Origin of the sequence: Mixta sp. Marseille-Q2659, from assembly GCF_940807255.1 — a bacterium.
Lineage (GTDB): Bacteria > Pseudomonadota > Gammaproteobacteria > Enterobacterales > Enterobacteriaceae > Mixta.
This window is the reverse complement of the sequence record NZ_CALNWY010000034.1, coordinates 13,791-34,801: the sequence shown is the minus strand read 5'-3', so window position 1 is coordinate 34,801 and position 21,011 is coordinate 13,791. Positions and strand designations below refer to the sequence as shown.

General features: G+C 54.3%; 21 protein-coding genes and 3 pseudogenes. 11 read left to right on the top strand and 13 right to left on the bottom strand.

Annotation, left to right across the window (positions count from 1 at the left end):
- Nucleotides 1-1,108, top strand: a 1,108-nt coding sequence (locus P3C52_RS18205; protein WP_275556331.1) for a protein kinase, incomplete at its 5' end; no start/stop codon positions are given.
- Between the two features lie 36 nt (nucleotides 1,109-1,144).
- Here the strand turns inward: P3C52_RS18205 and P3C52_RS18200 are convergent.
- The 3 genes from P3C52_RS18200 to chaB form a co-directional block, all read right to left on the bottom strand.
- Nucleotides 1,145-1,822 (bottom strand): gamma-glutamylcyclotransferase, encoded by a 678-nt coding sequence (locus P3C52_RS18200; protein ID WP_275556330.1) that lies wholly within the window; start codon nucleotides 1,820-1,822, stop codon nucleotides 1,145-1,147.
- 99 nt (nucleotides 1,823-1,921) lie between these two features.
- A complete protein-coding gene (locus tag P3C52_RS18195) occupies nucleotides 1,922-2,113 on the bottom strand; it encodes a hypothetical protein (RefSeq protein WP_275556329.1) in 192 nt (63 codons plus the stop codon).
- Between the two features lie 2 nt (nucleotides 2,114-2,115).
- A complete protein-coding gene (gene chaB / locus P3C52_RS18190) occupies nucleotides 2,116-2,346 on the bottom strand; it encodes a putative cation transport regulator ChaB (RefSeq protein ID WP_275556328.1) in 231 nt (76 codons plus the stop codon).
- 389 nt (nucleotides 2,347-2,735) lie between these two features.
- On the opposite strand from chaB, the gene chaA reads away from it, so the two are divergent.
- Nucleotides 2,736-3,833 carry a sodium-potassium/proton antiporter ChaA gene (chaA, locus tag P3C52_RS18185; RefSeq protein WP_275556327.1) on the top strand — a complete coding sequence of 366 codons (1,098 nt, stop codon included), beginning with the start codon at nucleotides 2,736-2,738 and terminating at the stop codon, nucleotides 3,831-3,833.
- Nucleotides 3,834-3,897: 64 nt separating this feature from the next.
- On the opposite strand, the gene kdsA is transcribed toward chaA, so the two are convergent.
- From kdsA to hemA, 6 genes are read right to left on the bottom strand one after another with little or no spacing between them, the layout of a single operon-like run.
- The gene (kdsA, locus tag P3C52_RS18180) at nucleotides 3,898-4,752 is read right to left on the bottom strand and encodes a 3-deoxy-8-phosphooctulonate synthase (RefSeq protein WP_275556326.1); all 855 of its coding nucleotides are present in this window, start codon (nucleotides 4,750-4,752) and stop codon (nucleotides 3,898-3,900) included.
- Nucleotides 4,753-4,787: 35 nt separating this feature from the next.
- Nucleotides 4,788-5,597, bottom strand: a complete 810-nt coding sequence (gene sirB1, locus P3C52_RS18175) for an invasion regulator SirB1 (RefSeq protein ID WP_275556325.1) — start codon at nucleotides 5,595-5,597, stop codon at nucleotides 4,788-4,790.
- A complete protein-coding gene (locus P3C52_RS18170; RefSeq protein ID WP_275556323.1) occupies nucleotides 5,594-5,992 on the bottom strand; it encodes a SirB2 family protein in 399 nt (132 codons plus the stop codon). The genes sirB1 and P3C52_RS18170 overlap by 4 nt, the downstream gene beginning before the upstream one ends.
- Nucleotides 5,993-6,005: 13 nt before the next feature.
- Nucleotides 6,006-6,833, bottom strand: a complete 828-nt coding sequence (gene prmC, locus P3C52_RS18165) for a peptide chain release factor N(5)-glutamine methyltransferase (protein WP_275556322.1) — start codon at nucleotides 6,831-6,833, stop codon at nucleotides 6,006-6,008.
- The gene (prfA, locus tag P3C52_RS18160) at nucleotides 6,833-7,915 is read right to left on the bottom strand and encodes a peptide chain release factor 1 (protein WP_275556321.1); all 1,083 of its coding nucleotides are present in this window, start codon (nucleotides 7,913-7,915) and stop codon (nucleotides 6,833-6,835) included. The genes prmC and prfA overlap by 1 nt, the downstream gene beginning before the upstream one ends.
- A 36-nt stretch (nucleotides 7,916-7,951) precedes the next feature.
- Nucleotides 7,952-9,208 (bottom strand): glutamyl-tRNA reductase, encoded by a 1,257-nt coding sequence (hemA, locus tag P3C52_RS18155; protein WP_275556320.1) that lies wholly within the window; start codon nucleotides 9,206-9,208, stop codon nucleotides 7,952-7,954.
- A 222-nt stretch (nucleotides 9,209-9,430) separates the two neighbouring features.
- Here hemA and lolB point away from each other — a divergent pair, with 222 nt between their 5' ends.
- The 4 genes from lolB (at nucleotide 9,431) to P3C52_RS18135 (ending at nucleotide 13,396) form a co-directional block, all read left to right on the top strand.
- The gene (gene lolB / locus P3C52_RS18150; RefSeq protein ID WP_275556332.1) at nucleotides 9,431-10,048 is read left to right on the top strand and encodes a lipoprotein insertase outer membrane protein LolB; all 618 of its coding nucleotides are present in this window, start codon (nucleotides 9,431-9,433) and stop codon (nucleotides 10,046-10,048) included.
- On the top strand, nucleotides 10,045-10,908 hold the full coding sequence (ispE, locus tag P3C52_RS18145) for a 4-(cytidine 5'-diphospho)-2-C-methyl-D-erythritol kinase (protein ID WP_275556319.1): 864 nt from the start codon (nucleotides 10,045-10,047) through the stop codon (nucleotides 10,906-10,908). The genes lolB and ispE overlap by 4 nt, the downstream gene beginning before the upstream one ends.
- A 135-nt stretch (nucleotides 10,909-11,043) precedes the next feature.
- On the top strand, nucleotides 11,044-11,991 hold the full coding sequence (gene prs, locus P3C52_RS18140; RefSeq protein ID WP_038626473.1) for a ribose-phosphate diphosphokinase: 948 nt from the start codon (nucleotides 11,044-11,046) through the stop codon (nucleotides 11,989-11,991).
- A 220-nt stretch (nucleotides 11,992-12,211) separates the two neighbouring features.
- Nucleotides 12,212-13,396, top strand: a complete 1,185-nt coding sequence (locus tag P3C52_RS18135) for a GGDEF domain-containing protein (protein ID WP_275556318.1) — start codon at nucleotides 12,212-12,214, stop codon at nucleotides 13,394-13,396.
- Here the strand turns inward: P3C52_RS18135 and ychH are convergent.
- Nucleotides 13,370-13,657: a stress-induced protein YchH gene (ychH, locus tag P3C52_RS18130; protein WP_275556317.1), complete on the bottom strand. Its 288-nt coding sequence runs from the start codon at nucleotides 13,655-13,657 to the stop codon at nucleotides 13,370-13,372. The two genes, P3C52_RS18135 and ychH, sit on opposite strands and share 27 nt — an antisense overlap.
- Before the next feature lie 252 nt (nucleotides 13,658-13,909).
- On the opposite strand from ychH, the gene pth reads away from it, so the two are divergent.
- On the top strand, nucleotides 13,910-14,497 hold the full coding sequence (pth, locus tag P3C52_RS18125) for an aminoacyl-tRNA hydrolase (RefSeq protein ID WP_275556316.1): 588 nt from the start codon (nucleotides 13,910-13,912) through the stop codon (nucleotides 14,495-14,497).
- 16 nt (nucleotides 14,498-14,513) lie between these two features.
- Here pth and P3C52_RS18120 read toward each other — a convergent pair whose 3' ends face one another.
- Entirely contained in the window at nucleotides 14,514-15,206 is a 693-nt protein-coding gene (locus tag P3C52_RS18120; protein ID WP_275556315.1) for an EAL domain-containing protein, read from the bottom strand.
- Between the two features lie 214 nt (nucleotides 15,207-15,420).
- On the opposite strand from P3C52_RS18120, the gene ychF reads away from it, so the two are divergent.
- A complete protein-coding gene (ychF, locus tag P3C52_RS18115; protein ID WP_275556314.1) occupies nucleotides 15,421-16,512 on the top strand; it encodes a redox-regulated ATPase YchF in 1,092 nt (363 codons plus the stop codon).
- Between the two features lie 280 nt (nucleotides 16,513-16,792).
- Nucleotides 16,793-16,873 (top strand): annotated as a pseudogene (locus P3C52_RS18110) (DUF2058 domain-containing protein); the annotation flags it as partial.
- A gap of 14 nt (nucleotides 16,874-16,887) precedes the next feature.
- On the opposite strand, the gene P3C52_RS18105 reads toward P3C52_RS18110, so the two are convergent.
- Nucleotides 16,888-17,585, bottom strand: a protein-coding gene (locus P3C52_RS18105) for an IS1 family transposase (RefSeq protein ID WP_275556313.1) whose coding sequence is annotated in 2 segments (ribosomal slippage) — nucleotides 16,888-17,336 and nucleotides 17,336-17,585 — 699 coding nt in all. Because the reading frame shifts where the segments join, the coding sequence is not laid out codon by codon here.
- A 312-nt stretch (nucleotides 17,586-17,897) separates the two neighbouring features.
- Here P3C52_RS18105 and P3C52_RS18100 point away from each other — a divergent pair.
- The gene (locus P3C52_RS18100) at nucleotides 17,898-18,623 is read left to right on the top strand and encodes a GntR family transcriptional regulator (RefSeq protein ID WP_275556312.1); all 726 of its coding nucleotides are present in this window, start codon (nucleotides 17,898-17,900) and stop codon (nucleotides 18,621-18,623) included.
- A gap of 24 nt (nucleotides 18,624-18,647) precedes the next feature.
- Nucleotides 18,648-19,378 (top strand): annotated as a pseudogene (locus tag P3C52_RS18095) (hypothetical protein).
- Nucleotides 19,379-19,497: 119 nt separating this feature from the next.
- Here the strand turns inward: P3C52_RS18095 and P3C52_RS18090 are convergent.
- A pseudogene (locus P3C52_RS18090) lies at nucleotides 19,498-20,978 on the bottom strand (APC family permease).
- Nucleotides 20,979-21,011: the final 33 nt, after the last annotated feature.

The window sequence follows — 21,011 nt, the reverse complement described above, 5'->3', positions numbered from 1 at the left end:
CTTCTGGGAGGAGAACGGCACCGCCTATATGGGCACGCTCTGGTACAGCGGCATGTCGCTAAAGGCGTGGCAGCAGCAGCATCCCGATACCATTAATGAAGAGTGGATCCGCCAGCTTTTGCCGCCGCTGTTTGGCGCTATCGGCACCATTCATCAGGCGGGCTATCTGCATCGCGATATTGCGCTGGACAATATCCAGATTCAGGACAACCAGCTGCCGGTGCTGCTCGATTTCGGCTCGGCGCGCAAGGAGATCGGCAACCTTTCCGATGAAACGGAAATTATGCTGAAGCCCGGCTATGCGCCCATCGAACAGTACAGCGAAGAGACCGACAGCGAGCAGGGGCCCTGGACCGATATTTACGCGCTGGGCGCGGTGCTGCATACGCTGATCACCGGCAGCCCGCCGCCCGCCAGCGTGGTGCGCTGCATCGAAGATCATTATCAGCCGCTTGCACAGCGCCAGCCCGCCGGTTATTCCCTGTCGCTGCTGCATGCGGTGGATCGCGCGCTGATGATGAAACCCTCTGACCGGCCGCAGTCTATTGATGAGCTGGCGGCGCTGATTTCGCTGCCGATCAGCGATGTACAGCAGCTGGTCAGCACCGTAAACCAGGCGCAGGAAAAAGTGGAACCGGACAGCGCACCGACGCCGGAGCCGGTGGTGTTAGCGGTCAATCACGGCGCTTCCAGCGCCGATCCGCTCACGCCGCGTGCGCCGCGCCGTCTTTCTCTACCGTTAATTTTGCTGAGCGGCGGCGCGTTGCTGGCGGTAATCGCTATCGCCGTACTGGTCAACAGCGGCAATGAGGATACGGCGGCACCCGCTGCCAGCGCCACGCCTGCCGCACCTGCAGAGGCGCAGCCGCAGCCGCAGGGCAATGGTCCAACGCTGGCGACGGTCTATTTGCGCTTGCGCAGTGATGAAACGGTCAGGCTGAACGGGGAAACGCTGGATGTGAAACCGAGCAATAACGGCTATGCGGCGCTGAACCTGGCCGCCGGTCATTATCTGGTGGAAGTCCAGCAGCAGGATGGTTTACACAGCCAGCAGCTGGAGATTAATCGTGCCGGAACCTGGCTGATTAATCCGGCACGCACAAAATAACAAGTCCTGGCGGACGCCATCCCGACGGCGTCCGTCCTATCCCTGCAAACTACTATGGCACACCTGGAGTTCCCGCACCTGCTGTGCCAGTTCCGACAGCGCGGCATCTTCCATTCCACGACGGTGCAGCTCCTGCGCCAGTGAAAACAGATATTGCGCATTGGTGCCAAGCGGACCGCTGGCGCGGGCGATCAGCGGCGCGATAGTTTTAGCACAGGTATCCGCTTCATACAGCGGATGGCGCGGATCCATGATAAACACCAGCGCCGTCACCTGACGTCCGTCATTCAGCGTTAATTCCCGCCAGCTGGGCAGATAACAGCCGGTGACCATTTCGCGCTTCCACAGCAGCTCCAGCTCTTCGTACAGGCTGGCATCCGGCAACCGAAACGCGAGTCCGCGGGTATTCCCACCCTCTTTTAACGCCAGCATCCGGCCTGGCTGCTGCGCAGTGCCCCGACCGGCGGTTAAGCGCAGACAGAAGGCGCGATGCCAGCCGCGCAGTGTGGCTTCTGCAACCTCTTCGGCATCAAATACCGGATTCCACATCAGTGAGCCGTAGCCGAAAATCCATACCGGACTGTTATTGGGCCGACAGGCGAGCGTCGCGGCCAGCGAAGCCGCACGCTGTTCGCAGGTCCATAACAGCGACTCTTCAATCTCGCCAAAAGCGGTTTTACAGTCGGCTTTTAATAAGAATTCGCGTGTTAACAACCTTACCTCCTCAGCCTGATCCCCTTCCTGGTGACGAACAGGCTTTCTCCCTGAGCTGAGACATTCAGCTACCCGTCGTTGCGTTATGTTTAAAAGACCTTATTCATTTCCTGCGGCGCTTGCAAGCGTGAAGCGGATCACAAAAGAAACGAAACTTATAAAAAGCATCGGCGGTTCAAAACAAGACTTGAGGAAATTAAGGGAAATTTTTTCAGGAGATGAACTGACGCACACAAAAAGCGGAAGGTTGCAGAAGGGTTTGCCGGGCCGCCGCGACGTCAGCCCGGTCATGCTTATTTCTTAGGATGCCATTTGTCGTCGTCGCCTTTGGTATATTTGCTTTTTACCGCGGCCCAGGCGACCTTGTGCGCCACTTCTTCGCGAGACTCATCGCCGCGACGCTCTTTTTTATCTTCATACTCATCCCAGGCACTGTTAAACGCGGCCTGATAAATCTCCTGCGCATGAGCAGGCAGGACGTTCTTCACGTTATCTGGCAAAGAAGCTGTGGTTTTATAAGGCATATTTCCTCCTGTGCTGTTCAGAATAAGTGTGGCTCAGTGCGCCGTTTTAGCAAATTTCGCTGGCATCACCTGAATAACGCTTTTTTGCCGCTAAATGCATATATCCCCTGTTTTAATGCACATAAATCACCCTATAATCGCCCCTTTATTTTGATGACATTAAAATCATCCCATTGAAAATAAAAGTTTTTATTGAAATAACTAATAAAATTATGCTGATAAACGTTTTTTCAACGAAATAGTAAAATAAAGTAAAAAAGCATGCGGATTTATTTTTACTTACTACACTGTCAGCGCTGGTAAAAATGATAACAGCACGTAATCTTTAGAGGCCCGCTATTGGGTTTCTGCCATAAGGGATGCATCGTTAAGACAGGAGAATATTGCCTATGGGTACGCACGACAGTAAGAAAACCCGCCATACCGAATACTCACTTCTTTTTCCTGTGGCTGCGCTGGCCGTACTGTGGTTCTACGGTAGTGCCAGTTCAATGCCGCTGGTTATCGCGATTAATCTGTTAGCACTGGTCGGTATCCTGAGCAGCGCCTTTAGCGTGGTGCGCCATGCGGACGTGCTGGCGCATCGCCTGGGCGAACCCTACGGCTCACTGATCCTCAGCCTGTCGGTGGTGATTCTGGAAGTCAGCTTAATTTCTGCGCTGATGGCCACCGGCGGCGCGGCGCCTGCGCTGATGCGCGATACGCTCTACTCGATCATTATGATTGTAACGTCGGGGCTGGTGGGCTTTGCGCTGCTGCTGGGCGGACGTAAGTTCGCCACCCAGTATGTTAATCTGGCCGGCGTAAAGCAGTATCTGATTGCCATTGTTCCGCTGGCGATTCTGGTGCTGGTATTCCCGAATGCGCTGCCGGGCGGTAATTTCACCACCGGTCAGGCGCTGCTGATTTCCGCTATCTCCGCCGCGATGTATGGCGTATTCCTGCTGATCCAGACCAAAACGCATCAGAGCCTGTTCGTGTATGAACATGAAGATGACAGCGATGATGGCGATCCGCATCACGGCAAGCCTTCAGCGCATAGCAGCCTCTGGCACACCATCTGGCTGCTGATTCATCTGGTGGCGGTGATTAGCGTGACGAAAATGAACGCTGAGCCGCTGGAGAGCTTACTGACGGAGCTGAACGCCCCGCAGCAGTTCACCGGCTTCCTTGTCGCCCTGCTGATTCTGTCGCCGGAAGGCCTGGGCGCGATTAAAGCCGTGCTGGCTAATCAGGTGCAGCGCGCAATGAACCTGTTTTTCGGTTCGGTGCTGGCGACCATCTCGCTGACGGTGCCGACCGTTACGCTTATCGCTGCGCTGACCGGACAGGAGCTGATTTTCGGCCTTGAGGCGCCGCAGATGATTATCATGGGCTCGGTGCTGATCCTGTGTAATATTTCATTCTCGACCGGCCGAACCAATGTCCTGAACGGCGCGGCGCACCTGGCGCTGTTTATCGGCTATCTGATGACCGTTATGCTGTAACGGTAAAGCGGCATAAAAAAAGCAGCGGCCAGGCCGCTGCTTTTTTATTGGCGCGATATCGCAATTACTTACTGGTATCGAGCGCCGGGAAGCTTTTGACCAGGTCATCGATGGCTTTCATCTGCACCAGGAACGGTTCCAGCTTGTCCAGCGGCAGCGCGGACGGGCCGTCGCATTTCGCATTGGCTGGATCCGGGTGCGCTTCAATAAACAGACCGGCGATGCCGACCGCCATGCCGGCGCGCGCCAGTTCAGCGACCTGCGCACGACGACCGCCGGAGGCTGCGCCAAACGGATCGCGCGTTTGCAGCGCGTGGGTCACGTCGAAGATGACCGGGCTGTTGTTAGAAACGCTCTTCATCACGTTGAAGCCCAGCATATCCACAACCAGGTTGTCATAGCCAAAGTTGGCGCCGCGATCGCACAGAATAATGTTCTCGTTGCCGCCTTCAGCAAATTTTTCGACGATATTACCCATCTGGCCCGGGCTCACGAACTGCGGTTTTTTCACGTTAATCACCGCGCCGGTTTTTGCCATCGCTTCAACCAGATCGGTTTGACGGGCAAGGAAGGCAGGCAGCTGGATCACATCCACCACGTCAGCCACCGGCTGCGCCTGGGAAGGTTCATGCACGTCGGTGATGATTTTCACGCCGAAGGTCTGCTTCAGCTCCTGAAAAATCTTCATGCCCTTTTCCAGGCCGGGGCCGCGGTAAGAGTGAATGGATGAACGGTTAGCTTTATCGAAAGAGGCTTTGAATACGTAAGGGATGCCCAGCTTGTTGGTTACGTTAACGTAATGTTCGCAGATGCGCATCGCCAGATCGCGCGACTCCAGTACGTTCATTCCACCAAAGAGTACAAATGGCAGATCGTTGGCGACCTGAATATCACCGATGCTGACAACTTTTTCTTTCATGCCTTCGCCTTTTTTCATTGAATGGCCAACGCCGCTTAGTGCAACGTCACCTGTTTCTGTTCAATTGCGTGAATCTGAACTTTAATCATTTCGCTTACCGGATCTTCCGGGCACTGCTCAACAAAATAGATAAGATCGGTCAGCGCAATATGTTCGCAGTCGAGCTGCGCATAAATCAGACCACGATCGCGGATTTCATAGGGATCTTCAGGATCGATTTCCAGCAGCAGATTGCAGACGTTCAGCGCCAGCTCCATATGCTTCTCTTCCATCAGCGCGGTTTTCAGCGTATCCAGCATTTTGCGAATGACGGTTGATGACTCCGCTTCGTCCAGATCTTCGTCATAGAGTTCAGCGGTGGGGCTGATATTGCCTTTCAGCCACACTTCCAGCGTATGTTCGCTAAGCGTATCGCCGTTGAACGGATTGATGAGCCACATTTCGCCATCCATCCAGTCGGCGCGCAGGATCAGCTGCGTCGGAAAAATCACCGGCATCAGCGGCAGATCGAGCTGATGCGCAATATGCAACAGCACCACGCCGAGCGAGACCGCCGTACCCTGGCGCGTATTTAATACGTTATCCAGCCAGAGAACGTCGGAAAGCTTATAGACGCCGCTAGCGCCGCCGAATTTCCATTTTTTATAAAACAGCTCCAGCAGCTTTTCCAGCTGCAAATCCGGCCCTTTCTCCGTGGAAACGTAAGCGCGCGCCTCCTCCACCAATGCCTGCAGCTGCGCATTGACTGCGTCGGCAGGAAAATCGGTGCGGATAGCGCGCGAGGTCGCGATCACCGCCTCACACAGCGGCGCTTCACTAAAATCAATATTTGTTACTGATGTCATACAATCCCCAAAAGCGGCAGTTTGGTTACGGCCAGCTTAATAATGATGCCCAGCACCGCCAGCGCCACGATAAAGGCAATCCAGCGTACTTTAGCCTCACGCGGACGTCGGCCAAATGCCACTACGCCCAGGGCGACATAGATAATAACGCCAAACAGCTTTTCCGTCAGCCATGAACCCTGCGGCGTAAACGGATAAAAATGGGTAATTAATACCAGACAAATGCCGCTGATAAACAGCAGCGTGTCGTTAATATGCGGCACGATACGCACCCAGCGCTGCGACATCATGGCCGATCCGCTCTGCAGCCAGATAAAACGTAGAATAAACAGCACTACCGTAATAGCGACGGTAAGCAGATGAAGGTGTTTAATCACACCATAATAAGCAGCCATGATGTTCTCCCTGTTAATATTTAGCTAACGTCACGCGATCGTGACCTGCGTAGTCCTGGCAGGTTGTTACTGCCTGATAACCATGGGCAGCCAGGATATTACGCACCTGTGCGCCCTGTTGCCAGCCATGTTCAAGCATCAGCCACCCATCCGGCTGCAAATAATCGCGTGCGGCCTGCGCGATGTGGCGAATATCGGCCAACCCCTGCTCCGGCGCCACCAGCGCGCTCAGCGGCTCGAAACGCACGTCACCCTGCTGTAAATGGGGATCGGCACCATCGATATAGGGAGGATTGCTGACAATCAATGCAAATTTCCTCTGCGCCAGCGCGCTGAACCAGTCGCTCTGCAGAAAGGCGACGTTTGTAATCTGCAGCTTTTGCGCGTTGTGCTGCGCCAGCTGCACCGCTTCCGCTACCCGATCGACGCCCACAATACGGCAGTCGGACCGTTCGCTGGCGATAGCTAACGCCACCGCGCCGGTGCCGGTGCCAAGATCGAGAATATCGACCGCGGCAGTCGGCAGGCGCGCCAGCGCCTGTTCAACAAGGATTTCGGTATCGGGACGCGGGATCAGAGTGACGGGCGAAACGGTGAGCGGCAGCGACCAGAACTCGCGCTCGCCGGTGAGATGCGCCACCGGCTCGCCGCGGGCGCGGCGGGCGATCAGCGCGTTAAGCTGTGTCAGCTGGGCGTCACTCAGTTCGGTTTCATCAAACGCCATCAGCCAGCTGCGCGATTTGCCGGTAACGAAGGCAAGCAGTACTTCCGCATCGCGCTTCGGGCTTTCGCCGCCGCTCAGCGCGCGGCAGGCGTCAGTTAACCAACTGCGAATATCCATTATTCCTGTCCGGCAAGCGCAGCCAGCTGATCGGCCTGATGCTCCTGCACGATAGGTTCAATCAGCGTATCCAGTTTCCCTTCCATCACTTCATCCAGACGGTAAAGCGTCAGGTTGATACGATGGTCGGTCACGCGCCCCTGCGGGAAGTTATAGGTGCGGATACGATCGGAACGATCGCCGCTGCCCAGCAGGTTACGGCGCGTAGAGGCTTCCTGCTCGTGGCGTTTCGCCATCTCGGCAGCATGAATACGCGCGCCCAGCACTGACAGCGCTTTGGCTTTGTTTTTATGCTGGGAGCGTTCGTCCTGACACTCGACCACGATGCCGGTAGGCAGGTGGGTAATACGAATCGCGGAGTCGGTGGTGTTAACGTGCTGACCGCCCGCGCCCGACGAGCGGAACGTATCGATTTTCAGATCGGCAGGGTTAATATCCGGCAGCTCCGCTTCCGGCAGCACCGGCATAACCGCCACGGTACAGGCAGAAGTGTGAATACGCCCCTGCGATTCGGTTTCCGGCACGCGCTGCACGCGATGGCCACCCGATTCAAATTTCAGGCGTCCGTAGGCGCCTTCGCCGCTGACGCGGGCGATCATCTCTTTATAGCCGCCGTGTTCGCCTTCGTTGGCGCTGATCACTTCAACGCGCCAGCGGCGCGCTTCCGCGAAGCGGCTGTACATACGGAACAGATCGCCGGCAAAAATCGCGGCTTCATCGCCGCCCGCGCCGGCGCGCACTTCCACGAAGCAGTCGCGTTCGTCATCGGGATCTTTCGGCAGCAGCAGCACCTGCAGCTGCTGTTCCAGCTGTTCGCTCTGCGCGCGCGCGCTTTTTAGTTCGTCCATTGCCATATCGCGCATTTCGGCATCGCTCAGCATCTGCTCGGCGGTGGCAATATCATCCTGCACCTGCTGCCACTGACGGAAGCATTTGCTGACGTCGGTAAGCTGGGCATATTCACGCGACAGCGCGCGGAAACGCTCCTGTTCAGCGATGACGCTGGCATCGCCGAGCATCGCTTCCACTTCTTCGTGGCGCTCCTGCAAGGCTTCCAGTTTGGCAACAATAGAAGTCTTCATCTGGTGTGGTTTACCCTGTATTGGTATGGGAATTAGCTAGTCCAGCCCGAGGCTGTCACGCAGGATTTGCAAACGCTCGCTATCGCCGTCGCGTGCAGCCTGTTGCAGGGATTTAGTAGGGGCGTGAATCAGCCGGTTGGTCAGCTTGTGGGCCAGATCGCGCAATACATCCTGCGGATCGGCGCCCTGCTGCAGCGCCGTCAGCGCTTTGGCTTCCAGCTCGGCGCGGATCTGACCGGCCTGTTCACGATAGTCACGGATAGTCTCAACCGCGCTCTGGGCGCGCAGCCAGGCCATAAACTCGCCGCTTTCCTGAGCGACGATAGTTTCCGCCTGCACCGCCGCGGCCTTACGCTGCGCCATATTATTTTCAATGATCGCCTGGAGGTCGTCTACGCTGTAGAGGTAAGCGTTGGCCAGCTTACCGACTTCCGGCTCCACGTCGCGCGGCACGGCGATGTCCACCAGCAGCATCGGCTGATTTCGACGCGCTTTCAGCGCCCGTTCGACCATGCCGCGTCCGATAATCGGCAGCGGACTGGCGGTAGAGCTGATAATGATGTCCGCTTCCGCCAGGCGGCTATCGATCTCCGCCAGGCCAATCACTTCTGCGCCTACCTCGTCCGCCAGCAGCTGAGCGCGCTCGCGGGTGCGGTTAGCGATAATCAATTTTTTAACGTTATGTTCGCGCAGATGCCGCGCCGCCAGCTCGATGGTTTCGCCCGCGCCGACCAGCAGCACGTTAACGGTGGAAAGCGATTCGAAGATCTGACGCGCCAGCGTACAGGCGGCAAACGCCACGGAAACGGCGCTGGCGCCGATGTCGGTTTCGGTGCGTACGCGTTTGGCGACGGAGAAAGTTTTCTGGAACATGCGCTCCAGTTCGCTGGAGAGCGAATGGCCGCGTTGGGAATCCGCAAAGGCTTTTTTCACCTGGCCGAGGATCTGCGGCTCGCCGAGAACCAGCGAGTCCAGCCCACTGGCGACGCGCATCAGATGGCTGACCGCCTCGTTGTCGTGGTGCCAGTAGAGGCTTTTACGCACGTCATCTTCGCGCAGGTTGTGGTATTCGCACAGCCATTGCACCAGACGCTCGTGCAGGTTTTCCTGCTGCTCTACGCTAAGATAAAGTTCCGTGCGGTTACAGGTGGACAGCACAACGCCCCCCTGCACCATCGGCTGCGCCAGCAGGCTGTTTAAAGCCTCATCCAGCGTATCCGGCGAGAAGGTCACTTTTTCGCGTAGGGCAACGGGTGCCGTTTTATGATTTATTCCGAGGGCCAGCAGCGTCATGGTGAATCAGATCGGGTTATCCCAATGTTGTTGGGGTTTTATGGGGCGCATTCTACAAGATGCGTGAGATCATGAAAAGCCATACAAAGACTATGACTGTAATAAGATATAGCTGATATGACTGAATTTCGGTAATTCTACGTTGACGGGTAACAGGCGAATGATTAGCGTTATCCGTTTGGATCTAAAAAATGTGTCTGAGGAGATGACCAGGTGTTTGATTTGCTCACCCGCCGTTCTTTGCGGCTGCTTCCCCTGGCCAGCGTGCTGCTGGCGGCCTGTACCATCAATAAACCACAGGGACCTGGTCAAAGCCCGACCTCCCCGCAGTGGCAACAGCATCAGCAGGCGGTACAAAAAATTACCCAGTACCAGACGCGCGGCGCCTTTGCCTGGCTTTCTGACCAGCAAAAAGTTTATGCGCGCTTTAACTGGCAGCAAACCGCGCCGGATCGCTATCGTCTGCTGCTGACTAACCCGCTGGGCAGCACCGAGCTGCAGCTTGATGCGCAGGGCGACACCGTGCAGTTAGTGGATAACAAAGGCAAACGCTACGTCAGCAACGATGCGGAGAAAATGATCTCCCAGCTGACCGGTATGGATATTCCGCTGGCGAACCTGCGTCAATGGATGCTTGGCCTGCCGGGCGACGCCACCGACTTCACGCTGGATGAGCAATATCAGCTGCGCACGCTGAGCTATACGCGCAACGGCCTGCAGTGGGATGTTACCATTCAAGGCTATGACAATAAGGTAACCCCGGCGCTGCCCGCCAGCATCGAGCTGAAGCAGGGCGACAAACGTATCAAACTGCGCATGGATAGCTGGACCGTACAATGATCACCACCTGGCCCGCTCCGGCGAAGCTTAACCTGTTTCTCTATATCACCGGCCGTCGTCCTGACGGCTATCACAATTTGCAGACGCTGTTCCAGTTTCTCGATTATGGCGACAGCCTGCACATCACCCCGCAGAACCACGGCGAGATTCGTTTATTAACGCCGGTCGCGGGCGTACCTGATGAAGATAACCTGATTGTGCGCGCCGCACGGCTGTTAATGCGCGCCGCACGTGAACGTGGCACGCTGCCCGTGCAGGCCGGCGCGGATATTGCTATCGACAAACGCCTGCCGATGGGCGGCGGACTGGGCGGCGGCTCTTCCAATGCCGCCACGGTGTTGGTGGCGCTGAATCACCTGTGGCAGACCGGCCTGGAAAATGAGACGCTGTGCGCGCTCGGTTTACAGCTGGGTGCTGATGTGCCGGTGTTCGTGCGCGGCCACGCCGCCTTCGCCGAGGGCGTGGGCGAAGCGCTGCAGCCCGTCGAACCGCCGGAAAAATGGTATCTGGTTGCGCATCCCGGCGTCTCGGTTCCGACGCCGTTGGTGTTCAACGATCCGGCGCTGACGCGTAATTCGCCGGTACGCTCATTTGCTGCGCTGTTAGCGGCGCCTTTCAGCAATGATTGTGAGGCAGTCGTAAGAAAACGTTTTCGCGAGGTTGATGCGCTTGTTTCCTGGCTGCTAGAATACGCGCCGTCGCGCCTGACAGGAACCGGCGCTTGTGTGTTTGCAGAATTCGACACCGAGTCCGCTGCCCGTCAGGTGCTTGAGCTGGCCCCGAACTGGATGCAGGGATTCGTCGCGCAAGGCGTAAACCTTTCGCCCCTTCACCGCATACTTTCAGGGCACCTGGCGTAATGTGACAGCGTCACCCTGTTCCAGACGCTGCACTGCACGCTTTAATACACCCGTATGCACGCACGCAGCGGATAAGCGCGCCCGTTGCCGCTCGCCTGTGTGCATTCTCTGGACGCAAAGCCTGAGGTTCTTCTCGTGCCTGATATGAAGCTTTTTGCTGGTAACGCCACCCCGGAACTAGCACAACGTATTGCCAACCGCCTTTACACCAGCCTGGGCGACGCCGCCGTCGGTCGTTTCAGCGATGGTGAAGTGAGCGTACAAATCAATGAAAATGTACGCGGTGGTGATATTTTCATCATCCAGTCCACCTGTGCCCCTACCAATGACAACCTGATGGAGCTGGTTGTAATGGTAGACGCGCTGCGTCGCGCTTCCGCCGGTCGTATTACTGCTGTCATCCCCTACTTTGGCTATGCCCGTCAGGATCGCCGCGTGCGCTCTGCGCGTGTGCCGATTACGGCTAAAGTGGTTGCGGATTTTCTTTCCAGCGTCGGCGTTGACCGCGTGCTGACAGTGGACCTGCACGCAGAACAGATCCAGGGCTTCTTCGACGTTCCGGTTGATAACGTGTTCGGTAGCCCGATTTTACTGGAAGATATGTTGCAAATTGGTCTGGAAAATCCGATTGTGGTTTCACCGGACATCGGCGGCGTCGTGCGCGCTCGCGCTATTGCCAAACTGCTTAACGATACCGATATGGCTATCATTGATAAACGTCGTCCGCGCGCTAACGTTTCTCAGGTGATGCACATTATTGGGGACGTGGCAGGCCGTGACTGCGTGCTGGTTGACGATATGATTGATACCGGCGGTACGCTGTGCAAAGCAGCGGAAGCGCTGAAAGAGCGCGGCGCCAAGCGTGTTTTCGCCTATGCGACCCACCCGATCTTCTCCGGCAATGCGGCAGAAAACCTGCGTCACTCAGTCATTGATGAAGTTGTAGTCTGCGATACCATCCCGCTGGCCGATGAGATCAAGGCGCTGCCTAACGTCCGTACGTTGACGCTTTCCGGCATGTTAGCTGAAGCGATTCGTCGCATCAGCAATGAAGAATCCATCTCGGCGATGTTTGAACATTAATCGCTGATATGTTGAAAAACCGGGCTGAGGCCCGGTTTTTTTTGCCCGCTTCACCCTGTTATTTAACGATAAACCCCTCTCGTGTATGGCTAATCTCCCCATCGAACGCCAGCAAAACGCGTAATGTTTTCTGTACTCTCTTTTTTACCGCTGCGTTAACCATTGCTTTTACCACCGGTAACTCATGTTATTTTGCTGCGGTTTTTTATGGGGAAGCGCTATGGCACTTGATGTCTACACACTTTTTATCTGTGAACTCTATGTGCTGGGCTTCCTGAGCATCATCATGATTTTTGCCTGGAGCGGCGCGCAGTATGATCGGGTGCTTGGCTATACCGCCATCGCCATCATGGCAACAATGCTCGCCGTCTGGCTCAGCAGCTTGCGTAGCGAGGGGCAACAGTTTTTGCCCATTGCCGTCGGCAATATGCTGGTGATGCTGGCGTACGGCATGCTGCTGTGTGCGTTTCGCGTTTTTTCGGGGCGACGACCTGGCTTTAGCTGGCTGTTTGGCGCCCTGCTCTGGGCTTTGCTCTGCTGTTTCCCCTCTTTTTACTACTCCATGCCGAAGCGCATTATGGTGAGCTGTCTGCTGTGTATCAGCTATACCGCCGCCTTAATCATTCTGCTTACCCGCTCCCGCGCCTGCCTGCAGATCACCTTCTGGCCGGCACAGCTGCTGCTGTGGTTTCATTTAGGCTTTCACCTGACGCGCATGTGCTTTGACAGCAAAACGCCGAACCACAGCCACGGCGCCATCGGCGGCACCGCCTTTTCCGGCTATGTAATTCTGGAGTCGATCCTGTTCGTCATCGGCCTGACCTTAACGATTCTGGCAATGGTCAACGAGCGAACCCAGATTCGCTATAAACAGGCTTCTTTGCGCGATCCGTTAACCAGCGTCTGGAACCGGCGCGCGCTGTTTGCACAGGCGGGCGTCGCCGAAAAACAGAGCGGACAACAGCAGAAAATGCTGGCGGCGCTGGTTTTCGACCTGGATCATTTTAAGAGTATCAATGACCGCTTTGGTCATAATCAGGGCGATCGGGTGTTGCTCGATTTTTGCCGCGTAGTGGAAAAGATCCTGCCGGCGGAAAGCACCTTTTCCCGGCTGGGCGGCGAAGAGTTTGCGGCGATTTTTGTCGGCGATGTGCAGAAGGCGCAGGCGCTATGCGAAGAGATCCGCCTGCTGGCGATGATTTCACGGCCCGATAACATTGAATATACGGTCAGCATCGGCATTGCCGCTGGCAGAACGCACAGTTTCACCTCGTTGATGATGATGGCAGATAAAGCGCTTTATCAGGCGAAGGCTGGCGGGCGTAACCGCATTGAGACATTTCTTCCGGCGCCGCGCCGCGCTGCAGGAAATTCCATTTTAGTGGGTATGGCTACGATAATGTGAGGTACGGCGGCAGCGCTCATCGCCGCAGTGGCGCACCCAGTAATAACGATCCGCGACCTTTTCGCGTCCGCTAATACGCGCCCCGACCAGCCACAACAGCGCACCAATAAAAATGGCGAGAATCGCTATTGGCGTCAGCATAGACGGCAGCTGCAGCTGCGGCAGCTGATTAAGCACCGCATAGCCCACCCCCAAAATCATGGTGAGCAATCCCAGTCCCATCAGACTATTACCCGCAATCATTGCATTTTTACGTTTCATCTCTCAGCTCCTTTTTACCGGCAGCACAGCACATACGGTTAAATCACCATAAGCTTAGGAGATGACCTGACTATTCGTTGCGCGCACGATCACACATTTTAACTGCCGATTGACAAAAACTTACCGTTAAATCACTGTATTTATATAGAAAACGTATTATTTCGTAACGCAACTAAAAGCGTGCCCCGCTTTGTATTCTGATTACCAGGCCGCTACACTATCGCCCTTCGGTTTTTAGCAGGAAATGACCCCGTGAGTGAGATTAAGCTGATTGTCGGCCTGGCTAACCCTGGCGCGGAATATGCCGCAACCCGCCATAACGCTGGCGCCTGGTATGTGGATTTGCTCGCCGAGCGTCATAATCAGTCTCTGAAAGAAGAGAGTAAATTTTTTGGCTATACCGCCCGACTCAATATTGGCGGTAACGATGTGCGCCTGCTGGTGCCGACCACCTTTATGAATCTGAGCGGCAAGGCGGTGGCGGCGATGGCGACCTTCTATCGCATCGCACCGGAAGAGATTCTGGTTGCCCATGATGAGCTGGATTTGCCGCCTGGCGTGGCGAAATTTAAGCTGGGCGGCGGCCATGGCGGCCATAACGGCCTGAAAGACATCATCAGCAAGCTGGGCAACAACCCCAACTTCCATCGGCTGCGCATCGGCATTGGGCATCCCGGCGATCGCAATAAAGTGGTCGGCTTCGTACTGGGTAAACCGCCCGCCTCAGAGCAAACGCTGATTGATAACGCCGTGGATGAAGCGGCCCGCTGTACTGAACTATGGTTAAAGGACGATTTGCTGAAAGCCATGAACCGTCTGCACAGCTATAAGGCGAGCTGACCGTCGCGCCTGCCGCTTACTCCGGCAGGCTGCTGATTTTGCTGAGCGGCAGCGACGCATATTGATAATTCTGTAGTGCCCAAATCCCCTGCTGCGCCAGCATCAGCCGCTGGCTTTCATCCTCCACGCCATCAATAATCAGCCGGTTGGTCATCTGCATAATCTGGCGCAGCAGCATAATAAAAACGGATTTATGGACGTTTTCGACATAAAAACGCCGATCGAGCTTTACCGCTTCGAAAATATGGCTTTGCACCGCATTCAGATTGGCGTAGCCAGCGCCGAGATCGCTGAGCCACAGAATATTCAGCTGTTCGCTCAGGGCGCGAATTAAGGGATTCTCTATTCCGTCGTGCAGATTGGGGAAATCCTCCGACAGCGACAGTCGCAGAAAAGGCAGGTGATGGATTATCTGACGAATAAAGGCGGATTCGGTAACCCGCTGCGCCAGAGTAAAATCAAGCGCAATGCTGCAAAGCCATTGCCGCCGGTGCAGTAATGCCGACATGCTTTCCAGGCTGAGTAGCTGATGGATGAACATCTCTTCGCGCTGCGCCGCCGACAGCGAGGCCAGCTGAAGCCGCCGCGTCACGCTGCGGTAAGCGGCCGGATGCGGTTCATCATAGTGCAGATCGAGCGCAACGATACGCCCGTCAGGCGCATGCAGCACATCGCACATTATCTCCAGCGGCGGTTGCAGCTTGATCATAGTAAGACTGGTTGCGCCTCCGTCACGTTGCGTCTCAATCTTATTATCAGCAACAATCCGCACAATTGCAGTTTTAAAACGCGTTTTCCCGCCGACGGAGAATGAAATCAGCCGCATCCGCGCCATAATTACGTGTATAATGCGGGCAAATTTTTCATGTCATAACCGACAACATAGCTTGTCTGGTTATCTCAGCAATTAAGGTGATTCAAACATGGGATTCAAATGCGGTATCGTGGGCCTGCCTAACGTGGGTAAATCCACGCTGTTCAATGCGTTAACCAAAGCGGGCATCGAAGCAGCAAACTTCCCGTTCTGTACCATTGAGCCGAATACCGGCGTGGTGCCGATGCCTGATTCACGTCTCGATCAGCTGGCGGAGATTGTTAAGCCGCAGCGTATTATTCCAACCACCATGGAATTCGTTGATATTGCCGGTCTGGTTAAAGGCGCTTCCAAAGGTGAAGGTCTGGGTAACCAGTTCCTGACTAATATTCGCGAAACCGAAGCGATCGGCCACGTGGTGCGCTGCTTTGAAAATGACAATATCATTCACGTTTCCGGCAAGGTGAATCCGGCGGAAGATATTGACGTCATCAACACTGAACTGGCGCTTTCCGATCTCGACACCTGTGAACGTGCGCTGCAGCGCGTCCAGAAGAAGGCCAAAGGCGGCGATAAAGACGCCAAACTGGAGCAGGCGGTGCTGGAAAAATGCCTGCCGCATCTGGAAAACGCCGGTATGCTGCGCGCCCTGCCGCTGGACGCTGAAGAAAAAGCGGCTATTCGCTACCTGAGCTTCCTGACGCTGAAGCCGACCATGTACATTGCCAACGTCAATGAAGATGGTTTTGAGAACAACCCCTATCTCGATCAGGTTCGCGCCATCGCTGAGCAGGAAGGTTCGGTGGTTGTGCCGGTTTGCGCCGCCGTTGAGTCTGATATTGCCGAGCTGGAAGATGAAGAACGCGACGAGTTTATGGCAGAGCTGGGACTGGAAGAGCCGGGCCTGAACCGCGTAATTCGTGCCGGTTATGCGCTGCTGAACCTGCAGACCTACTTCACCGCAGGCGTAAAAGAAGTGCGCGCCTGGACCATCCCGGTTGGCGCTACCGCGCCGCAGGCGGCTGGTAAGATTCATACCGATTTTGAAAAAGGCTTTATTCGCGCGCAAACCATCGCCTTTGATGACTTCATTACCTATAAAGGTGAACAGGGAGCGAAAGAAGCGGGCAAAATGCGTTCAGAAGGCAAAGAATATATCGTTAAAGATGGCGATATTATGAACTTCCTGTTTAACGTTTAAATCCGATCGCTTGTCTTATGAGATTGCTTTGATTCTCATGGCAACGAGTTAAGGTTCCGAAAAATCCACGCAATTGCGTGGATTTTTTTATAACGCCATCTGTCAGATTCAATTAATTCGTAAGGTATCGCTTACTCTCTTCCCTACACCGTGACAGACGGCTTTTTCACAAACCCCACCACCAAACGCAAGCAACGCGCAAACAGATTCTGCAACCTGGTACAGCTATAGAAATTACAGGTATAATCCTGCAAATTATTCAATAACATTAGAAACCAACATGACAAAACTTACCTTACAAGAGCAGATGCTAAAAGCGGGATTAGTGACCAGTAAAAAAATGGCCAAAGTCCAAAAAACGGTAATGACTCCAACTTACTGATAGTGTTTTATGTTCAGATAATGCCCGATGACCTTGTCATGCAGCTCCACCGATTTTGAGAACGACAGTGACTTCCGTCCCAGCCTTGCCAGATGTTGTCTCAGATTCAGGTTATGTCGCTCAATGCGCTGAGTGTAACGCTTGCTGATAACGTGCAGCTTTCCCTTCAGGCGTGATTCGTACAGCGGCCAGCCATCCGTCATCCATACCACGACCTCAAAGGCCGACAGCAGGCTCAGAAGACGCTCCAGTGTGGCCAGAGTGCGTTCACCGAAGACGTGCGCCACAACCGTCCTCCGTATCCTGTCATACGCGCAAAACAGCCAGCGCTGACGTGATTTAGCACCGACGTAGCCCCACTGTTCGTCCATTTCAGCGCAGACAATCACATCACTGCCCGGTTGTATGCGCGAGGTTACCGACTGCGGCCTGAGTTTTTTAAGTGACGTAAAACCGTGTTGAGGCCAACGCCCATAATGCGTGCACTGGCGCGACATCCGACGCCATTCATGGCCATATCAATGATTTTCTGGTGCGTACCGGGCTGAGAGGCGGTGTAAGTGAACTGTAGTTGCCATGTTTTACGGCAATGAGAGCAGAGATAGCGCTGATGTCCGGCAGTGCTTTTGCCGTTACGCACCACGCCTTCAGTAGCGGAGCAGGAAGGACATCTGATGGAAATGGAAGCCACGCAAGCACCTTAAAATCACCATCATACACTAAATCAGTAAGTTGGCAGCATTACCGCATCGCACTTCTTAAGCGGTTTTTCCGCCGCGCTTTTTCTCAGCCGCTATCCTTCTTTTCAGGCGGCATCATCGCCTGTTCGAATAAAAGCGTGCTTAGCAGAAATTGAGATTTATTTGTCGGCTGGATCGCATTTTTAAGCAAAGGATCGACTAATTTTCGATGATTTGTCCCGCCGCACTTACTCCTTCATTAACATGCCGCTTTATGTTATTTATAGCGGTTGTTTCGGCTATTTATTTACTCAGAGAACCCTATGATTACTCATGCAGTAATATTTGCGCCTATTGGTCAGGCCAGCCGTTCCGATCAGATAGTGCAACGTCTTTCAAATGCTATTATTACTGGCTTGCTTGAGGCTCACGAACAGTTACCGAATGAAGCCGATCTGGCAAAAATGATGGGCGTTTCACATATAACGATCAGAGAAGCGTTAAACACTCTGAGGGCAAATAATTTAATCCATACGGTACGAGGCCGGAATGGCGGAAGCTTTGTTTGCGAAAAATCTGATGACGGCAGTAATACGCTTCATCCTTTTAAGGATATCAGTACCGACTATATTTCTGACCTCGGCGAAATGCACTGCGCGGTAATAAGCCATAGTGCAAAACTGGCCTCGCGCCGAATGACAAAAGCGGATATTAATCGTCTGGAAAGCTTTGTCGAGGTGCTGAAATCAGCCGAGACGCCTGAGTCGAAAACCCAGGCGGATATGCGCTGTTTGTTGGCGATTGCCGCCTGCTCTCAGTCTGCCCGGCTGGCCAATCAGGAATTGCAGTTACAGGCTGAATGGGCCTCTCTGGTGGCGATTCTCTATCAGTCGCCGGTTATCCATAATGAAGCGATCGCGCTCTATGCCGCCTTAACTGACGCGCTGGCAGCCCATAATGAAGCGCAATCCGTACAAATCGCCACGCAGCTTATTGATACGTTTACGTTTTATCTTATTGAAAGCAAACTGAAATTTAAGCCAAACTGACAATCAGCGGAAACAGGCATGACTATGGTCTTATCAGAATCTATGAGCGCGCTAACCTGCAAAATTGATGACATTATTCATTCCACCATTAGCTCAACGGCGCTGCTGGCCAACGCCATTAGCGACTCGCTGACGCGCATCCAGAGCGAAAACGTCGATTTTCTGCTTGAGCCAGCGGTGAAACGAACCATTCAGGAGCATATAAAACAGACATTAAATAATAATGCCTACTGTTCTGGCGCCGGTTTTGCCAGCCATATTGCCAGCACGCGCGAAAATAAAGAGTTCTGGCTGCTGGGTGGTGGTATAAAAAAGCGGGCGGCGTGACGCAGGTTAATCTGGATTTAGATCAGGCGACGCAGCAGCGGCTTGATTTCAGAACCTTCGAATGGTTTAAAGATGCGCCCGCAAATGGCAAAGCTTTTATTCACGGCCCCTATGTCGATTATATTTGTAATACTTCCTATACGCTGACCGCCGCCGTGCCCGTCTATTTTAAAGATCATTTTTTAGGGGTGGCCGCTCTTGATATTCTGGTCAGCCGCGTAGAGGAAGAACTGCTGCCCTATTCCGATCGGGATCCGATTATTCTGACTAATGTGGATAAGCGGATTATTTTTTCGACCTGGCCCAAATATCGCGTAGGCGATCTGTTAATGGCGCCCGATTTTTCCCCCTTTCATCAGACGGATTACTTTATTCTTTATGCGTTGGCAAACAGAGACGCAAACAAAAATACCGGTCACACATTATGACCGGTATTTTTTTATCTGAATAAAGTGCGGTAGTCTTGCCGCTCAGCTTATTGGACCGGACAGCACGCTGTCCGGTCCGGCTTTATCATCGCGCCATATCCAACCTTAGCGCCTGAAGATTAGCTGTTTTCGCTGGCGTTCAGCTTATTGGCATACTCGATAGCATCATTTTCCGGCGCGTTCGAGCGGCCAAAAGGCCGGGTAATAAACATATAGAGCAGCCCCGACAGGATCACGATCGCCAGGCCCACCAGCACGGTCCAGCGATCGATAAAGTTATCGCTGTCGGCGGGCTGCGCCAGCAGCCAGATGCCGCACAGGCCGTAAGCGAGCGCCAGCACGTTAACCAACATGCCCCAGCCGCCAACGGTCCATTCTCCCGCCGGTTTCCACCCTTTCAGCCGCTGACGCAGCGCTGCCAGCACCACCATCTGGAACGAAATATAGATCCCGATCACCGCAAAGGCGGTAATTCTGGCGAGGCTGTCAGGCTGAAAATAGACCCAGACGCAGATAATCACCGGTAACAGACAGCTAACCATCATGGCGTTATCCGGCACGCTGTGTTTCGATATTTTGGCCATCCATTCGCTGCCCGGCAGCATTTTGTCGCGCGAGAAGGAAAATATCAGACGGCTCAGCGCAGCCTGCAGCGAAAGAATACAGGAGAGCATGGCGATCACCGCAATGACGATAAATATCGTCGCGCCCGTTTCACCCAGCGCCTCATGCAAAATAGCCGGAATAGGATCGGCAATTTTGCCATTAACAATATCCTGTAAATTGGGTGAGGAGAGCAGATAACCCAGAATAGAAATTACGGCGGAAATAGCACCGAAGACGATACTCAGAATCATGGCTACCGGAATTTTCTTGCCGGGTTCTTTTACCTCTTCCGCCACGTTGCCGCAGGCTTCAAAACCAAAGAACATGAATAATCCCATCAGCGCTGCGGACATAAAGGCAGTGGTATAACTGCCATCTGCTGCCAGAACGCCCATTGAATCGAATACCACCGAGAAAGGCTGCGAGCGATGGAAGATCAGCAGATAAATGCCTAACGCAATAACGCTGACGATTTCGCACCAGAAACCAATTTTCGCCACTCTGGCGAGGTTTTTCGTGCCCGACATATTAACGCCCATCATAATCAGCAGCAGCACGATGGAGGTCACCATCATCTTGCCGGGCGTGATTCCGTAGTTAAACAGCGAGGCGACAAAGGTCGCGGTATATTCGGCAATCGAAGTAATGGTAACTACCAGCGCCCAGAGATAGATCCAGGCGGCGATCCACGCATATTTTTTCCCCATAGCCTTCTGGCCCAGGGATAAAGCCCGCCGGTAATCGGATATTGCGAGGCGACTTCACCGAATACCAGCGAGACCAGCAGCTGTCCGCAGGCGACAATTAAAATCCACCAGACGGCGGGCGGCCCGGCGAGCGTCACCGCCAGCGCAAACAGGGAATAAACGGCGGTGAGCGGCGAGAGATAGGTAAACCCAAGGGCGAAGTTAGAGATCAGGCCAATCGAGCGGTTGAACTGCTCTTTTTTGGGCGGATGCGCGTCTTTACTTTTGCTATCAGTTGTCTGTTCCATATGTCTTTCTCTTTAGGTGGCATAGTGGCAGGC

Excerpts from the sequence above, each read along its gene's own strand:
- P3C52_RS18195 (WP_275556329.1), bottom strand. The coding sequence starts at position 2,113 with ATGACCGGGCTGACGTCGCGGCGGCCCGGCAAACCCTTCTGCAACCTT.
- chaB (WP_275556328.1), bottom strand. The coding sequence starts at position 2,346 with ATGCCTTATAAAACCACAGCTTCTTTGCCAGATAACGTGAAGAACGTC.
- chaA (WP_275556327.1), top strand. The coding sequence starts at position 2,736 with ATGGGTACGCACGACAGTAAGAAAACCCGCCATACCGAATACTCACTT.
- kdsA (WP_275556326.1), bottom strand. The coding sequence starts at position 4,752 with ATGAAAGAAAAAGTTGTCAGCATCGGTGATATTCAGGTCGCCAACGAT.
- sirB1 (WP_275556325.1), bottom strand. The coding sequence starts at position 5,597 with ATGACATCAGTAACAAATATTGATTTTAGTGAAGCGCCGCTGTGTGAG.
- P3C52_RS18170 (WP_275556323.1), bottom strand. The coding sequence starts at position 5,992 with ATGGCTGCTTATTATGGTGTGATTAAACACCTTCATCTGCTTACCGTC.
- prmC (WP_275556322.1), bottom strand. The coding sequence starts at position 6,833 with ATGGATATTCGCAGTTGGTTAACTGACGCCTGCCGCGCGCTGAGCGGC.
- prfA (WP_275556321.1), bottom strand. The coding sequence starts at position 7,915 with ATGAAGACTTCTATTGTTGCCAAACTGGAAGCCTTGCAGGAGCGCCAC.
- hemA (WP_275556320.1), bottom strand. The coding sequence starts at position 9,208 with ATGACGCTGCTGGCCCTCGGAATAAATCATAAAACGGCACCCGTTGCC.
- ispE (WP_275556319.1), top strand. The coding sequence starts at position 10,045 with ATGATCACCACCTGGCCCGCTCCGGCGAAGCTTAACCTGTTTCTCTAT.
- P3C52_RS18135 (WP_275556318.1), top strand. The coding sequence starts at position 12,212 with ATGGCACTTGATGTCTACACACTTTTTATCTGTGAACTCTATGTGCTG.
- ychH (WP_275556317.1), bottom strand. The coding sequence starts at position 13,657 with ATGAAACGTAAAAATGCAATGATTGCGGGTAATAGTCTGATGGGACTG.
- P3C52_RS18120 (WP_275556315.1), bottom strand. The coding sequence starts at position 15,206 with ATGATCAAGCTGCAACCGCCGCTGGAGATAATGTGCGATGTGCTGCAT.
- ychF (WP_275556314.1), top strand. The coding sequence starts at position 15,421 with ATGGGATTCAAATGCGGTATCGTGGGCCTGCCTAACGTGGGTAAATCC.
- P3C52_RS18100 (WP_275556312.1), top strand. The coding sequence starts at position 17,898 with ATGATTACTCATGCAGTAATATTTGCGCCTATTGGTCAGGCCAGCCGT.